14 protein-coding genes and 2 tRNA genes are annotated in these 13,447 nt (G+C 67.9%); 11 read left to right on the top strand and 5 right to left on the bottom strand.

What is annotated here, in order from left to right; all coding sequences use genetic code 11:
- The first annotated feature begins 5 nt into the window (after positions 1-5).
- The gene (locus ACH46_RS14110) at positions 6-1,016 is read left to right on the top strand and encodes a 3-isopropylmalate dehydrogenase (protein ID WP_062395436.1); all 1,011 of its coding nucleotides are present in this window, start codon (positions 6-8) and stop codon (positions 1,014-1,016) included.
- A gap of 111 nt (positions 1,017-1,127) precedes the next feature.
- Entirely contained in the window at positions 1,128-1,754 is a 627-nt protein-coding gene (locus ACH46_RS14105; protein ID WP_062393487.1) for a hypothetical protein, read from the top strand.
- 26 nt (positions 1,755-1,780) lie between these two features.
- Here ACH46_RS14105 and ACH46_RS14100 read toward each other — a convergent pair whose 3' ends face one another.
- The gene (locus ACH46_RS14100; RefSeq protein WP_062393486.1) at positions 1,781-2,992 is read right to left on the bottom strand and encodes an MFS transporter; all 1,212 of its coding nucleotides are present in this window, start codon (positions 2,990-2,992) and stop codon (positions 1,781-1,783) included.
- 85 nt (positions 2,993-3,077) lie between these two features.
- On the opposite strand from ACH46_RS14100, the gene ACH46_RS14095 reads away from it, so the two are divergent.
- The gene (locus ACH46_RS14095) at positions 3,078-3,848 is read left to right on the top strand and encodes a fumarylacetoacetate hydrolase family protein (RefSeq protein WP_062393485.1); all 771 of its coding nucleotides are present in this window, start codon (positions 3,078-3,080) and stop codon (positions 3,846-3,848) included.
- An 11-nt stretch (positions 3,849-3,859) separates the two neighbouring features.
- Positions 3,860-4,678, top strand: coding sequence for an alpha/beta fold hydrolase (locus ACH46_RS14090; RefSeq protein ID WP_062393484.1), 819 nt, complete (start codon positions 3,860-3,862; stop codon positions 4,676-4,678).
- Positions 4,679-4,687: 9 nt separating this feature from the next.
- On the opposite strand, the gene ACH46_RS14085 is transcribed toward ACH46_RS14090, so the two are convergent.
- Entirely contained in the window at positions 4,688-5,683 is a 996-nt protein-coding gene (locus ACH46_RS14085) for a DUF1648 domain-containing protein (RefSeq protein WP_062393483.1), read from the bottom strand.
- Positions 5,670-6,029 carry a GntR family transcriptional regulator gene (locus ACH46_RS14080; protein WP_062393482.1) on the bottom strand — a complete coding sequence of 120 codons (360 nt, stop codon included), beginning with the start codon at positions 6,027-6,029 and terminating at the stop codon, positions 5,670-5,672. The genes ACH46_RS14085 and ACH46_RS14080 overlap by 14 nt, the downstream gene beginning before the upstream one ends.
- 91 nt (positions 6,030-6,120) lie before the next feature.
- On the opposite strand from ACH46_RS14080, the gene gltX reads away from it, so the two are divergent.
- The 4 genes from gltX (at position 6,121) to ACH46_RS14060 (ending at position 9,034) form a co-directional block, all read left to right on the top strand.
- Positions 6,121-7,602 carry a glutamate--tRNA ligase gene (gltX, locus tag ACH46_RS14075; RefSeq protein WP_062393481.1) on the top strand — a complete coding sequence of 494 codons (1,482 nt, stop codon included), beginning with the start codon at positions 6,121-6,123 and terminating at the stop codon, positions 7,600-7,602.
- A gap of 310 nt (positions 7,603-7,912) precedes the next feature.
- Positions 7,913-7,984, top strand: a tRNA-Gln gene (locus ACH46_RS14070).
- A 57-nt stretch (positions 7,985-8,041) separates the two neighbouring features.
- Positions 8,042-8,114 (top strand) — tRNA-Glu (locus ACH46_RS14065).
- A gap of 476 nt (positions 8,115-8,590) precedes the next feature.
- Positions 8,591-9,034, top strand: coding sequence for a hypothetical protein (locus ACH46_RS14060; RefSeq protein WP_062393480.1), 444 nt, complete (start codon positions 8,591-8,593; stop codon positions 9,032-9,034).
- Between the two features lie 71 nt (positions 9,035-9,105).
- On the opposite strand, the gene ACH46_RS14055 is transcribed toward ACH46_RS14060, so the two are convergent.
- Together ACH46_RS14055 and ACH46_RS14050 are read right to left on the bottom strand one after the other, a co-directional pair.
- Entirely contained in the window at positions 9,106-9,606 is a 501-nt protein-coding gene (locus ACH46_RS14055) for a pyridoxamine 5'-phosphate oxidase family protein (protein ID WP_062393479.1), read from the bottom strand.
- A gap of 62 nt (positions 9,607-9,668) precedes the next feature.
- Positions 9,669-10,388: an IclR family transcriptional regulator gene (locus ACH46_RS14050; protein WP_062393478.1), complete on the bottom strand. Its 720-nt coding sequence runs from the start codon at positions 10,386-10,388 to the stop codon at positions 9,669-9,671.
- 110 nt (positions 10,389-10,498) lie between these two features.
- On the opposite strand from ACH46_RS14050, the gene leuC reads away from it, so the two are divergent.
- The 3 genes from leuC to ACH46_RS14035 all read left to right on the top strand — a co-directional run bounded on the left by leuC (position 10,499) and on the right by ACH46_RS14035 (position 13,408).
- The gene (gene leuC, locus ACH46_RS14045; RefSeq protein WP_062393477.1) at positions 10,499-11,935 is read left to right on the top strand and encodes a 3-isopropylmalate dehydratase large subunit; all 1,437 of its coding nucleotides are present in this window, start codon (positions 10,499-10,501) and stop codon (positions 11,933-11,935) included.
- Positions 11,936-11,962: 27 nt separating this feature from the next.
- Entirely contained in the window at positions 11,963-12,553 is a 591-nt protein-coding gene (gene leuD / locus ACH46_RS14040) for a 3-isopropylmalate dehydratase small subunit (RefSeq protein ID WP_062393476.1), read from the top strand.
- A gap of 186 nt (positions 12,554-12,739) precedes the next feature.
- On the top strand, positions 12,740-13,408 hold the full coding sequence (locus ACH46_RS14035; protein WP_062393475.1) for an HU family DNA-binding protein: 669 nt from the start codon (positions 12,740-12,742) through the stop codon (positions 13,406-13,408).
- The last annotated feature ends 39 nt before the right edge of the window (positions 13,409-13,447 follow it).

The following is a 13,447-nucleotide window of genomic DNA, read 5'->3' as shown; positions in this document are numbered from 1 at the left end:
CGCCCATGAAGCTCGCGGTGATCCCGGGCGACGGCATCGGCCCCGAGGTCGTCGAACAGGCACTCCGAGTGCTGCGCAAGCTGCACCCCGACGTCGAGACCACCGAGTACGACTTCGGCGCGCGTCGCTACCACGCGACCGGCGAACTGCTGACCGACGAGGACGTCGCATCGCTGCGCGAGCACGATGCGATCCTCCTCGGCGCGATCGGCGACCCGTCGGTCCCGTCCGGAACGCTGGAGCGCGGCTTCCTCCTGAAGCTGCGGTTCATCATGGATCACCACGTGAACCTGCGTCCGTCGCTGCTGTTCGACGGCGTCGACTCACCGCTCGCCGGCGATCCGAAGATCGACTTCGTCGTCGTCCGCGAGGGCACCGAGGGGCCGTACACCGGCAACGGCGGTGCGATCCGCGTCGGCACACCGAACGAGGTCGCGACCGAGGTCAGCGTCAACACCCGCTTCGGCATCGAGCGCGTGGTCCGCGACGCCTTCGCCCGGGCCCAGGTCCGCGGCAAGAAGCTGACCCTGGTGCACAAGACCAACGTCCTCACCTTCGCAGGCTCCATGTGGGCCCGCACCGTCGAGGAGGTCGGCAAAGAGTACCCGGAGGTGGTCACCGACTACCTGCACATCGACGCCGCGACCATCTTCATGGTCACCGACCCCGGCCGCTTCGACGTGATCGTCACCGACAACCTGTTCGGCGACATCATTACCGACCTGGCGGCAGCGGTCTCCGGCGGCATCGGTCTGGCGGCATCGGGCAACATCGACGCCACCCGCACCAACCCGTCGATGTTCGAGCCGGTCCACGGCAGCGCGCCGGACATCGCCGGTCAGAACATCGCCGACCCCACGGCCGCAATCCTCTCCGTCAGCCTCCTGCTGCGTCACCTCGGTGACGACGAGGGCGCCGCTCGGGTGGAGAAGGCCGTCGCGCAGTCCGTCGCCCAGCGCGGCGAGACGCGCGGTTCCACCACCGAAGTGGGCGACGAGATCCTGGCGCTCGTCTGAGACACGATTCATGAGAGGGCCCGCACCGGTTGGTGCGGGCCCTCTCGCGTTCAGCGGGGGAGTCTGTCGTAGGCGCGGGGTATCACTGCTCCGAACACGAACGGAGACCATATGACCTCGTCGCAGGACTACACCGCCCAGACACTTCTCGACGCCTACCTGGACCTTCACGGTCTCGCACCTGCGTCGCAGCGCTGGAGTGAACGCGAGTTCGCCGACAACCCACCCCGCGCGCTCAGATACCGCAGGCTCATCGCATTGCTGACGGCGTTCGGGCTTCCCACATCCATCACGATGTTCGAAGCGGGAGCGTTCATCGGTGAGGACGACTCGAGGTACCTCGACCTGATTCCCGAACTCTTCAACGTCGACGACGAGTCCGTCGCGACCGTCACTGCGATCAGCGGCGACCGAGCGCACGAGCGACGATTCCACCTGAAGCCCCGCGACTTCAGCCGGTTGTCGTACTACTTCGAAGGCATGCTCGCGTATCGCGTCGCTGTCGATCGTCCGCTGCGCTTCACCAGCGGTTATCTCGCAGCTCCGAAGCTCCTGCACATCGGCGTCGCGCAGATGAGTGAGGTCAACGATGGGATCCGCCAGGATCTGCGGATCATCGACGGACCGCTCTGCAGGCTGATCTCACCCGAGTCGCGTTCGTTCTCGCGGCAGGAGATGGTCGATCGGTACGGGTACCCGGTCGACGATCTCCAGCAGATCGACGGCGAGTGGTATTAGCGTCCGGTGCGAGGCGCAGGCGGCCGCTACTCGACCAGTTCCTCGCTGACCTGCGGGTCCTTCGGCACCAGGGGGATCGCGAGCACCGGGGCGACCGCCGCGACCGCGAATGCGGCTGGATAGCCGGCGAACTCGATCAGCGCACCGAAGACCGGTGTGCTGGCCGCAGTCGCCACGTACTGGCCGGTGTTCTGCACGCCGAGCGCACGACCGCTCCACGAACCGCCCGCGAACTCGGCGATCGCGGTGAACGCGAGGCCGTTGTCGGCGACCGAACTGACGGTCGCGAAGACCATGACCACGGCGGCGACGGGGGAGTCGAGCCAGTCGGTCAGCGCCAGCAGCCCGGCGCACACTGCGGCGGCGACCGCAATGGATCGGATCGGCCGCATCCGGGAGCCGACGACGTCGGAGATCCTGCCGGCCACGATTCGTCCGGCCGCACCGATCACCTGCGTCACCGTCACCAGCACGCCTGCGCTCAGCGGCGACCATCCGTGCGCGACGATCAGCCAGGCGGGCACGAACGTCCACAGCATCGACTGCGGGATCACCAGGAGCACGCTCACCGCATGGACGCGTTGCAGGAACGATGCGCGGCGGTAGGGATTGGCCGCGCGTCCGGTCGCCGCACCGCGCTCGAGCGGGGGATCGACGACGGCGGCGATCACCGCGACCAGCCCGATCGCCGTCACGATCGTCGGGACGGCGAACGCGGCGGCCACGCCGGCGCGGTCGGCGAGCACCGGCATCGTCAACGCGCACACCGCCACGCCCAGCGGCTGCGCCATCTGGCGGATGCCCATCGCGGTCCCGCGCTGATCCGCCGGGAACCAACCGACGACGATGCGGCCGCTGGCCCCGTTCGCCGCGCCGGCACCGAGGCCGCCCGCCAGCAGACCGACGGCGAGAACTGCGAAGCCGGCACCGCTCATCGCGGCGATGAGCGTCGCACCGGTTCCGGCCAGGGTGATGAGGAGCGAGACGATGAGTACGCGACGTTCGCCGAACCGGTCCAGCGCCGCACCCCAGGCGATGATCGTGACGGTCAGGCCGATGGTCGGGATCGCGGCGAGCGTGGCCGCCGACGACAGTGACATCCCGTGGGCGCGGTGCAGTTCCGGAATCACATAGGCCACGCCGGCGGTGGCGCACGTGGTGGTCATCGCGGCGATCAGCGAGCACACGAGCATGGTCCAGCGTCTGGCTGTCGAGATGTCGTCGATGCGGTCGGTCATCTGCGCCCCACATTCCCCGTCTCATATATTGATATTTATATTCCACAGTATAGGCAACGAGAAAGAGTGCGTTAGCCTGGACATCATGAAATTGGGTCGTGTAGCCAGTCCTGACGGTGTCGCTTTCGTCGCCGTCGAAGGAGACGCGGGGCAGGAGATCGCCCGCGAGATCGCCGAACATCCCTTCGGCACCCCGACGTTCACCGGACGCACCTGGAAGCTGTCGGAGACGCGCCTCCTGGCGCCGATCCTGGCCACCAAGATCATCGCGATCGGCAAGAACTACGCCGCGCACGCCGCCGAGATGGGCAGCGAGGCGCCGGCCGATCCGGTCATCTTCATGAAGCCCAACACCGCGATCATCGGCCCCGACGCACCCATCGTGCGCCCGCCGTCGTCCGAGCGCGTCGACTACGAGGGCGAGCTCGCCATCGTCATCGGCCGCCCCTGCAAGGACGTTCCCGCAGCCAAGGCCAAGGACGTCATCCTTGGTTACACCGTCGCCAACGACGTCACCGCGCGCGACCAGCAGAAGTACGACGGCCAGTGGACCCGCGGCAAGGGCTACGACACCTTCTGCCCGCTCGGCCCGTGGATCATCACCGACTTCGACCCGTCCGACGTCGCCATCGAGACGCGCCTGGACGGCGAGACCAAGCAGTCCAGCCGCACCTCGCTGATGCTCCACAGCGTCGGTGAGATCGTTGAATGGGTCTCGCGCGTCATGACCCTCCTTCCGGGCGACGTCATCCTCACCGGCACGCCCGAGGGGATCGGCCCCATGGTCGCCGGCCAGCGCGTCTCCGTCACCGTGCAGGGCCTCGGCACCCTCAGCAACCCGGTGATCGACAAGTGAGCCGCCCGACCATGGCTCGGCCGCAGACAGCCCAGCTCAACGGCATCACGATCTCGTACACCGACGCCGGCACCGGCCCGCTGGTCGTGATGGTGATGGGCACCGGGAGCCCCGGCCGCGTCTGGCACGCCCACCAGCAGCCGGCCCTCATCAAGGCCGGCTACCGCGTCGTCACCTTCGACAACCGCGGAATCGCACCGTCGAGCGAATGCACCGAGGGATTCGCCCTCGCCGACATGGTCGCCGACACCGCCGCGCTCATCGAGCACCTCGGCGGCCCCGCCCTCGTGGTGGGCACCTCGCTCGGCGCCCGCATCACCCAGGAACTGGCCCTCGCTCGGCCGGACCTGGTGACCGCGGCCGTCATGCTGGCGACCTACGGCCGCCCGACGCCGATGCTTGAAGCGGTCTCGGCGGGGGAGCGGGAACTGTTCGACAAGAACATCACCCTCCCGGACTCGTACCACGCGGCGCTGACCGCGCACCTCAACCTGTCGCCGCACACCCTGGCCGACGACCGCTCAGCCCGCGACTGGCTGGACATCATCGGGTTCAGCGGCCAGACCCGCTCGGCCGGCGTCCGCGCCCAGCTGGCGCTGCACGACCGCGAACAGAACCGCCTCGCGGCGTACCGCGGCATCACCGCGCCCTGCCTGGTGGTCGGATTCGCCGACGACCGGACGCTGCCCGCGTACCTCGCCAAGGAGGTCGCGGACGCGATCCCGTCGGCCGAGTACCGGGTCGTGGAGCGGGCCGGGCACTACGGCTACATCGAGCAGCCGGACGAGGTCAACGCGGCGATCGTCGGCTTCCTCGATCGCCATCGCTGACCCGGATCGTCACGCCTGAGCGGTCGCGACGGTCGCCAGTGCCGCCGCAGCGGTCCCGGCGTCACCGATCGTGACGACGAATCGTCGACCGTTGCTGCGCCGCGTCACCTCGACCGCCGGTCCCGACCGCAGGATCACGCCGAGTGCGCCGCCGCGCATCCGGATGCCGTAGCCGCCGAAGTCGCCGATCGCGCGGATCTCGATCACGTCGACGCGCTCGATGTCGTCGGCCGGCACATGGAAGCGCGGGACGCCGAGGATCGATCGAACGCTGAGACCGTCGGCGTCGATCCGCACGTGGAACGCGACCGAGGTGGCGATCACCAGGACGACGGCGATCACGATGACGATCGCGGAGACCAGCCCGCCGGTGCCGCCGATGGCAGCGCCGACGACGAAGACACCCGAGAAGATCAGGGCGGCGATCGCGATTCCCGCGAACCAGCGACTGATGGTCTCGGTGCCGATCCACACCACCTTCTCCCCGCGACCGAGGCGCAGTGGATCCGCGGCGCGCGTCTCGCGAGGCAGGTCCTTGGGAATGACCAGCCAGCCGAGCACGCCGACCACGGCGGCCACCGCGATCATGACGAGGATCATCATGCCGGGGCGGGCGGCCTGACCGTCGGTCTGCGTGACGACCGACGCCGCCAGGAGGTACGAGACGCCTGCCGCGGTGGCGGCGGCGATCGCAGCGACCAACCGGAACGACGGCCCGCGCGCGCCGGATCGCAGCGGATGCAGGTTGGGGGCCACGATCAGTGCGGGGAGACCGAGGCCGATCACGACGGTCATGACCAGGGGGATCCACGGGGACCCGAAATTGTTCGCCTCGCCGGACGCATTCCAATGGACGGCGATCCGGTCGGGGAGCCGCGGCCAGGCGATGACCTGCGCGATGACGGAAGCCAGGACTGAGATCAGTGGCACCACCAGACCGACACCGACGTAGGCGACGATGCGTCGGGTCGAGTCTTCCGGTGGGCGACGGTCAGTTGTGTTCACGGAGTGCCTCCTGGATCAGGGCCGCCACCGTCTGCGGCGGCAGGCCTGCATTCGCCGCCTTCGCGGCCAGTTTTCGGATGTCGTCGTGCATCGAAGCGAGGGTGTCGGCCGCATCGGTCACGACCGCGCCGCGGCCGCGTCGCAGTTCGACGAGTCCCTCGTCGCGCAGGTCCTGATAGGCGTGCAGCACGGTGTGCACGTTGACGCCCAGCGACCCGGCCACCTCGCGGGCCGACGGGAGTCGTTGCCCGGAGCTCAGTCGTCCCGCAGCCGCTTCCCCGCGAACATTGTCGGCGATCTGGGTGAAGATCGGGGTGTCGGCCGTTGGATCGATGCGAAACAACATAACTTAGTTCTAGTTCAACTAGAACAACCAAGTCAAGAGTCTGCGGGACCCGAACGGCGCGGAAACGCCCCGATGACATAGGCTGACCTGCATGACCAGTGCTGAAAACGTTCGCGTTCGCTTCTGCCCGTCACCCACCGGAACCCCGCACGTCGGTCTCGCCCGCACGGCGCTCTTCAACTTCGCGCAAGCCCGCCACGTCGGCGGAACCTTCGTCTTCCGCATCGAGGACACCGACGCCGCGCGCGACAGCCAGGAGTCCTACGACTCCATCCTCGACGCCCTCCGCTGGCTCGGCCTGGACTGGGACGAGGGCCCCGAGGTCGGCGGCCCCTACGGGCCCTACCGTCAGTCCGAGCGCAAGCAGATCCACCTCGACGTCGTCGCCAAACTCCTCGAGACGGGGGAGGCCTACAAGGCGTACTCCACCAACGACGAGGTCGAAGCGCGCCACAAGGCCGCCGGCCGCGACCCCAAGCTCGGCTACGACAACTTCGACCGCGACCTCACCGACGAGCAGCGCGCCGCCTACGAGGCGGAGGGTCGCAAGCCGGTGATCCGCCTCCGCATGCCCGACGAGGACATCACCTGGGACGACCTGGTCCGCGGCACCACCACCATCAAGGCGGGCACCGTCCCCGACTTCGCCCTCACCCGCGGCAACGGCGACCCGCTCTACACGCTCGTCAACCCCGTCGACGACGCGATGATGCGCATCACCACCGTTCTTCGCGGCGAGGACATCCTGCCGTCCACTCCGCGCCAGATCGCGCTCTACCGCGCCCTCATGCGCATCGGTGTCGCGCAGCAGGTCCCCGAGTTCGGGCACCTCCCGTTCGTCATGGGCGACGGCAACAAGAAGCTCTCCAAGCGCGACCCCGAGTCGAGCCTCTTTCACCACCGCGACCGCGGCTTCATCCCCGAAGGGCTCATCAACTACCTCGCGCTCCTCGGCTGGGGCATCTCCGCCGACCACGACATCTTCACGCTCGACGAGATGATCGAGGCGTTCGACGTCCGCAACGTCAACTCGAACCCGGCCCGCTTCGACCAGCGCAAGGCGGACTCGATCAACGCCGAGCACATCCGCCGCCTGGAGCCCGCCGACTTCGCCGGCCGCCTCAAGGCGTTCCTCGTCAAGGCCGACCAGCTGCCCGCCGACGTCGACGACGCCCGCTGGGCCGTCATCGCAGACCTCGTCCAGACCCGCATCCAGGTGCTCAGCGACGCCTGGCCGCTCATCAAGTTCCTGTTCGTCTCCGACGCCGACCTCGAGTACGACGAGAAGTCGGTCAAGAAGAACTTCGGCGCCGACGCCGTCGCCGTCCTCGACGCCACCATCGCCGCCTGCGAGGCCGTCGAGAACTGGGACACCGCCACCCTCGAGGAGGCGCTGAAGACCGCGCTCGTCGACGGGTTGGAGCTGAAGCCGCGCAAGGCGTTCGGGCCGGTCCGCGTCGGCGTGACCGGTGCCGCGGTGAGCCCGCCGCTGTACGAGTCGATGGAACTGCTGGGTCGCGAGTCGTCGCTCGCCCGTCTGCGTCGGGCGCGGGAGTTGGCGGCGTCTCTCTGACGGTCGTTCGCTGGTCCGATTCGTTGTCCGCTTGCGCGCGGTGTCGCCGACACCGCGCGCAGGCTCGTTTCGACTCGGCTTCGCCACCCCAGGGTGGTCGAGTGCGACGCTGCGAGCTTGCGAGCATCGACGCGTATCGAGACCGCGGTGCGCTGGGAGCGTCCTCCCGACGACCGTTCACGCCCCGTTAGCCCTTGATTTATCCCTCTGACCAGCCGATTTGTGTTTAGGGTGGGGGTTGTTGGTATTGTTTCTTCCGGTTCGGAAAGCGGGCGGCGGAGACGCCGGGAGCGCGGCCGGAGCAAACCCTTGGGGTATGGTGTAATTGGCAACACAGCGGTTTCTGGTACCGCCATTCTAGGTTCGAGTCCTGGTACCCCAGCGATGCACAAAGCGTGATACTCTTTGTGCCTCAACACAATTCAATGAATTGTTCTAGGGCCCCGTCGTCTAGCGGCCTAGGACGCCGCCCTCTCAAGGCGGTAGCGCGGGTTCGAATCCCGTCGGGGCTACAAATGGAGGAAGGCCCCCGGCTCGCTAAGCGAGCCGGGGGCCTTCCTCCATTTGTAAATTCAGCAGAGCGATTCGAGGAGGAGCGAAGCGACGGAGTCCCGTCGGGGCCGAGCTGGGTGAGGAAGTAGCGACGAACCCCAAGATCCGCGGGCATGAAGAAGGGCACAGAGCGATTCGAGGAGGAGCGAAGCGACGGAGTCCCGTCGGGGCCGGCCCCCAGGTCGGTCGAGTGCGCCGATGCGAGCTTGCGAGCACCGTCGCGTATCGAGGCCACCGGAACGCACGCTGGGTCCCGCGCCACTTCGCACCCTCCCGCACCACTTCCGTTTCCCGCACTCGGTCGCGACCGAGTGCGGGAAACACAACTGGTGCGACTGGGAGGGAAGTGGTGCGACTGGGAGGGAAGTGGTGCGGCTCGGCGAGAAGTGGTGCAGGAACTGCGCTGCGGACGTCCGCGTCGACCTACACTCCGGTCATGTCCCTCGCCGCCTCGACAGCAGCCATGCCGAACGCGTGGGCGATGGCGGCGGAGGCCGTCACCCGCGACCTCGCGCACCTCTACGAGGCGCCGACGGGAACAGTACGCGTGGTGGATGCTGACGACGTCGACTGGTACTGGGAGCACACCTTCGAGGACTGCATCGCGATCGGCATGTCGGGGCCCGACGCCTTCGCGATCGGACGCGGATATTGCCTGGACGACGGTGCGGCAGAGGCGACCGTGCACCTCGCCGACGCAGTGCAGACGGACTTGGCCGGATACCGGTTCACGCTGTGGCCGGTGTACGGGCACGTCGGAAAAGCGTCGGTCCGCACGCTGACGCCGGAACTGCGCGACGGGGCCGCCGTCTGGGTGACGCGCGACGGCGATGTCTACGCCGAGATCGGGAGTCTCGCTCCGACAACTTCGTCCCCGTGACGGCGACTGCCGGACGTATTGCCCGACAACCGCCCCCACGGGGACGAAGATTTCACCGCGTGATCAGAAGCTCAGTCGTTCAGCCACTCCGCCGTGGTCCCGGCGACGGGCATGGCGGGCAGGCCGAGCTTGCGGTGATCCCACGAGCGGATGCGGGACGGAACGACGCGGACGGCGACGCGCTTGTTCATCATCGCTTCGACGGCGGGCTTCAGGTCGTCGGTGTACGGCCCGTTGTAGCGCTCCCAGACGCTGATGCCGACTCGGAGGGCGGTGGCGGGGTCGTCGAAGATCTCGACCGAGCCCTCGATGCTGACTCCGCGGAGTTGATCGTAGGTGTCACCGGCCTCGATGAGGACGGTCGCGCGGGGATCGCGGCGCAGGTTGACGACCTTCTGCGACTTGGCCTTGGTCTCGAACCAGATCTCACCGTCGAGCACTGCGTACCACATGGCGGTGAGGTGAATGCCGGTCTTGCCGTAGGTGCCGAGGTTGGCGATCCGGTGCTGCTCGATGAATGTCGTGGTCTCGTCGTCGGACATCACGATGGCCGAACGCTGATTGATTCCCATTCTGGTGACGCTAGCGCCCCGGCTATACCGCTGTACAGGATCTGGTGTCCCGGGCGCAGTCGTCAGTTCCGCGCCGACGAGGTGAGGCGGGCGCTGATGGCGTCGGCGGCGGCGATGACATCGGCGGCCCACTTCTCGCCGGGTCGCCGGCCGAGGCGGTCGATGGGGCCGGAGATGGACACGGCGGCGACCACTGCACCGTTGGCGTCGCGGACCGGGGCGGAGATGCTGGCGACGCCCGCGGTGCGTTCGGCGACGCTCTGTGCCCACCCGCGACGGCGGATCTCGACGAGAGAGCGTTCGGTGTAGACGGCGTCGGCCAGCAGGGTGCGCACGGTGTCCGGGTCGGCCCAGGCGGCGAGGACCTTGGCGGCCGAGCCCGCGGACATGGGGAGTCGGGATCCTTCGGGGACGGTGTCGCGCAGCCCGGTGGGCGGTTCTGCCGCCGCGATGCAGACGCGTTCGGCGCCTTCGCGGCGATAGAGTTGAACGGACTCGCCGGTGGTCTCCTGGAGGCGGGGGAGCACCATGAGTCCGGCCTCGCGGACGATGTCGCGGGCGTTCGCGGCCAGTCGACCCAGGGTGGGGCCGGGGATCCAGCGGCCCGACTCGTCGCGGGCGACGAGCTGGTGGACCTCCAGTCCGACCGCCAGTCGATGCGCGGTGGCGCGCGGCAGTCCGGTGGCATCGCACAGCTCGCCCAGATTGCACGGCTGCCCGGCGACGACGTGGAGGATCATCACAGATTTGTCCAGCACGCCGATTCCGCTATCCTTTCCCATAGGACGATATTAACCGTCCATATACTGAGATTGAAAGTCCACGGGCGCAGGCCCGGTCGCGAGTCCCCAGCCCGGACGAGCGGCAACTACTAGAAGATGCGAGTGAGCTCATGACGCAGAGCGCCGGAAAACCGCGCACGCTGGCCGAGAAGGTCTGGGACAGTCACGTCGTCGTCCCGGGCGAGGCCGACGCGAGCGGCAACTACAACCCCGACCTGATCTACATCGACCTGCACCTGGTGCACGAGGTGACCAGCCCCCAGGCCTTCGACGGACTCCGGATGGCGGGCCGCAAGCTGCGCCGCCCCGACCTCACCATCGCGACCGAGGACCACAACGTCCCGACGGTCGACATCTTCAGCCCCATCGCCGACCAGGTGTCCGCCCTCCAGGTGGAGACCCTCCGCAAGAACTGCGAGGAGTTCGGTGTCCGGCTGTACCCGATGGGTGACAAGGAACAGGGCATCGTGCACGTCGTCGGCCCGCAGCTGGGCCTGACGCAGCCCGGCATGACGGTGGTCTGCGGCGACAGCCACACGTCCACCCACGGCGCCTTCGGCGCGCTCGCGATGGGCATCGGCACCTCCGAGGTGGAGCACGTGATGGCCACCCAGACGCTGTCGCTGCGCCCGTTCAAGACCATGGCGATCACCGTCGACGGGGAACTGCCGGTCGGCGTCACCAGCAAGGACCTGATCCTCGCCGTCATCGCCAAGATTGGCACCGGCGGCGGCCAGGGGCACGTCCTGGAGTACCGCGGCCCGGCCATCGAGAAGCTGTCGATGGAAGCCCGGATGACCATCTGCAACATGTCGATCGAGGCCGGCGCCCGCGCGGGCATGATCGCCCCCGACGCGACCACTTACGAGTTCCTGAAGGGCCGCCCGCACGCGCCGCAGGGCGACGACTGGGACGCCGCCGTCGAGTACTGGGACTCGCTGAAGACCGACGCCGACGCCGTCTTCGACCGCGAGGTCCATATCAACGCCTCCGAGTTGACCCCGTTCGTCACCTGGGGCACTAACCCCGGTCAGGGGCTGCCGCTGGGTGCGAGCGTCCCGGATCCGGCCGACATCGTCGACGAGACGGAGTCGCTCGCCGCCGCCCGCGCCCTGGAGTACATGGATCTGACGCCGGGCACCCCGCTGCGTGACATCAAGGTGGACACGGTCTTCGTCGGCTCGTGCACCAACGGTCGCATCGAAGACCTCCGCACCGTCGCCGAGGTCCTCAAGGGCCGCACCGTGGCGGAGGGCATTCGCATGCTCGTCGTTCCCGGCTCCATGAAGGTCCGGGCGCAGGCCGAGGAAGAGGGCCTGGGCGAGATCTTCACTGCCGCCGGTGCCGAATGGCGCATGGCCGGCTGCTCGATGTGCCTCGGCATGAACCCGGACCAGCTGGCCCCCGGCGAGCGGTGCGCGTCGACGTCGAACCGCAACTTCGAGGGACGTCAGGGCAAGGGCGGCCGCACCCATCTGGTGTCGCCCGCCGTCGCCGCCGCGACCGCCGTGCGCGGCACCCTCGCGGCCCCTGCCGACCTCGACTAGCCACCCGCACCGGAGAAGGACCAGAACATGGAACCGTTCATCACCCACACCGGTGTCGGAGTTCCGCTGCAGCGCAGCAACGTCGACACCGACCAGATCATCCCCGCCGTCTACCTCAAGCGCGTCACCCGCACGGGCTTCGAGGACGGACTCTTCGCAGGCTGGCGCGGCGACCCCGACTTCATCCTCAACAACGAGCCCTGGAGTCACGGCTCGGTCCTGGTGGCCGGCCCCGACTTCGGCACCGGCTCCTCCCGCGAGCACGCCGTCTGGGCGCTCATGGACTTCGGCTTCCGCGTGGTGATCTCGTCGCGCTTCGCCGACATCTTCCGCGGCAACTCCGGCAAGGCCGGGCTCGTCGCCGCCGAGGTGGCGCAGTCCGACGTCGAGCTGATCTGGAAGCGACTCGAAGCCGAGCCGGGTCTGGAGATCACCGTCGACCTCGACGCCAAGACCGTCACTGCGGGCGACCTCGTGGTGCCGATGCAGATCGACGACTACACGCGCTGGCGGCTGATGGAGGGACTCGACGACATCGGTCTCACCCTCCGCCAGACCGATGCGATCGCCGAGTACGAGAAGAGCCGCCCGTCGTTCAAACCGACGACACTGCCCTGACATCGGCGTCTGGACATACGGGACACTCACGGCGAGAGTCGATTTCGACTCGCGCCGTGAGTGTTCTGTTCTGCGGCCGAACTTCTCGCACGAATTTGCACTGGTTGGCCTAAATCCCGTCGTAATCCGTTTACCGTGAGGACTAGCTGGCTCGACCCGGCCAGTTCAATACCTGCGGAGGTACGGATGAACAAGGCAGAACTCATCGAGGAACTGACAAAACGCCTCGATGCCGACAGGAAGACCGCGACCAGTTTCGTCGAGCAGACGATCGACGCCATCGTGCGCGCCGTCAACAAGGGCGAGAGCGTCACGATCACCGGCTTCGGTGTCTTCGAGAAACGACGACGCGCAGCACGCGTCGCGCGGAACCCGCGCACCGGCGAGACCGTCAAGGTCAAGGCGACGTCGATCCCGGCGTTCCGTCCGGGCGCTCAGTTCAAGGCGATCGTCTCCGGCAAGCAGAAGCTCAAAGTGGGCCAGCCCGCAGTGAAGCGAGCCTCGGCCGCCGAGCCCGCCGAGGCTGCGAAGAAGACGGCTGCCAAGACGGCGACGGCCGCGAAGAAGACCGCTGCGAAGAAGACCACGGCGGCCAAGACCACGGCGGCCAAGACCACGGCGGCCAAGAAGACCACGGCTGCGAAGAAGGCCGCTCCCGCGAAGAAGACGACCGCGGCCAAGAAGGCGGCACCGGCCACGAAGACCGCGGCGAAGAAGGCGACGCCCGCGAAGAAGACCGCGGCTGCCAAGAAGGCGACGCCCGCCAAGAAGACGGCAGCCAAGACGACCGCCGCGAAGAAGACCGCGGCCAAGAAGACCGCTGCGAAGAAGACGACCCCGAAGAAGGACGCCTAACGAATCAGACTGCCGCCACAGGGTACTGGAGAAGAGTTC

The organism is Gordonia phthalatica (assembly GCF_001305675.1).
Lineage (GTDB): Bacteria > Actinomycetota > Actinomycetes > Mycobacteriales > Mycobacteriaceae > Gordonia > Gordonia phthalatica.
The sequence above is the reverse complement of the archived record's forward strand: the minus strand, read 5'-3'. Positions and strand labels throughout refer to the sequence as shown.

Coding starts and splice junctions, on each gene's coding strand:
- leuD (WP_062393476.1), top strand. CDS start 11,963: ATGGAACCGTTCATCACCCACACCGGTGTCGGAGTTCCGCTGCAGCGC.
- ACH46_RS14055 (WP_062393479.1), bottom strand. CDS start 9,606: ATGGGAATCAATCAGCGTTCGGCCATCGTGATGTCCGACGACGAGACC.
- ACH46_RS14095 (WP_062393485.1), top strand. CDS start 3,078: ATGAAATTGGGTCGTGTAGCCAGTCCTGACGGTGTCGCTTTCGTCGCC.
- ACH46_RS14050 (WP_062393478.1), bottom strand. CDS start 10,388: ATGGGAAAGGATAGCGGAATCGGCGTGCTGGACAAATCTGTGATGATC.
- ACH46_RS14060 (WP_062393480.1), top strand. CDS start 8,591: ATGTCCCTCGCCGCCTCGACAGCAGCCATGCCGAACGCGTGGGCGATG.
- leuC (WP_062393477.1), top strand. CDS start 10,499: ATGACGCAGAGCGCCGGAAAACCGCGCACGCTGGCCGAGAAGGTCTGG.
- gltX (WP_062393481.1), top strand. CDS start 6,121: ATGACCAGTGCTGAAAACGTTCGCGTTCGCTTCTGCCCGTCACCCACC.
- ACH46_RS14110 (WP_062395436.1), top strand. CDS start 6: ATGAAGCTCGCGGTGATCCCGGGCGACGGCATCGGCCCCGAGGTCGTC.
- ACH46_RS14105 (WP_062393487.1), top strand. CDS start 1,128: ATGACCTCGTCGCAGGACTACACCGCCCAGACACTTCTCGACGCCTAC.
- ACH46_RS14090 (WP_062393484.1), top strand. CDS start 3,860: ATGGCTCGGCCGCAGACAGCCCAGCTCAACGGCATCACGATCTCGTAC.
- ACH46_RS14100 (WP_062393486.1), bottom strand. CDS start 2,992: ATGACCGACCGCATCGACGACATCTCGACAGCCAGACGCTGGACCATG.
- ACH46_RS14035 (WP_062393475.1), top strand. CDS start 12,740: ATGAACAAGGCAGAACTCATCGAGGAACTGACAAAACGCCTCGATGCC.
- ACH46_RS14080 (WP_062393482.1), bottom strand. CDS start 6,029: ATGTTGTTTCGCATCGATCCAACGGCCGACACCCCGATCTTCACCCAG.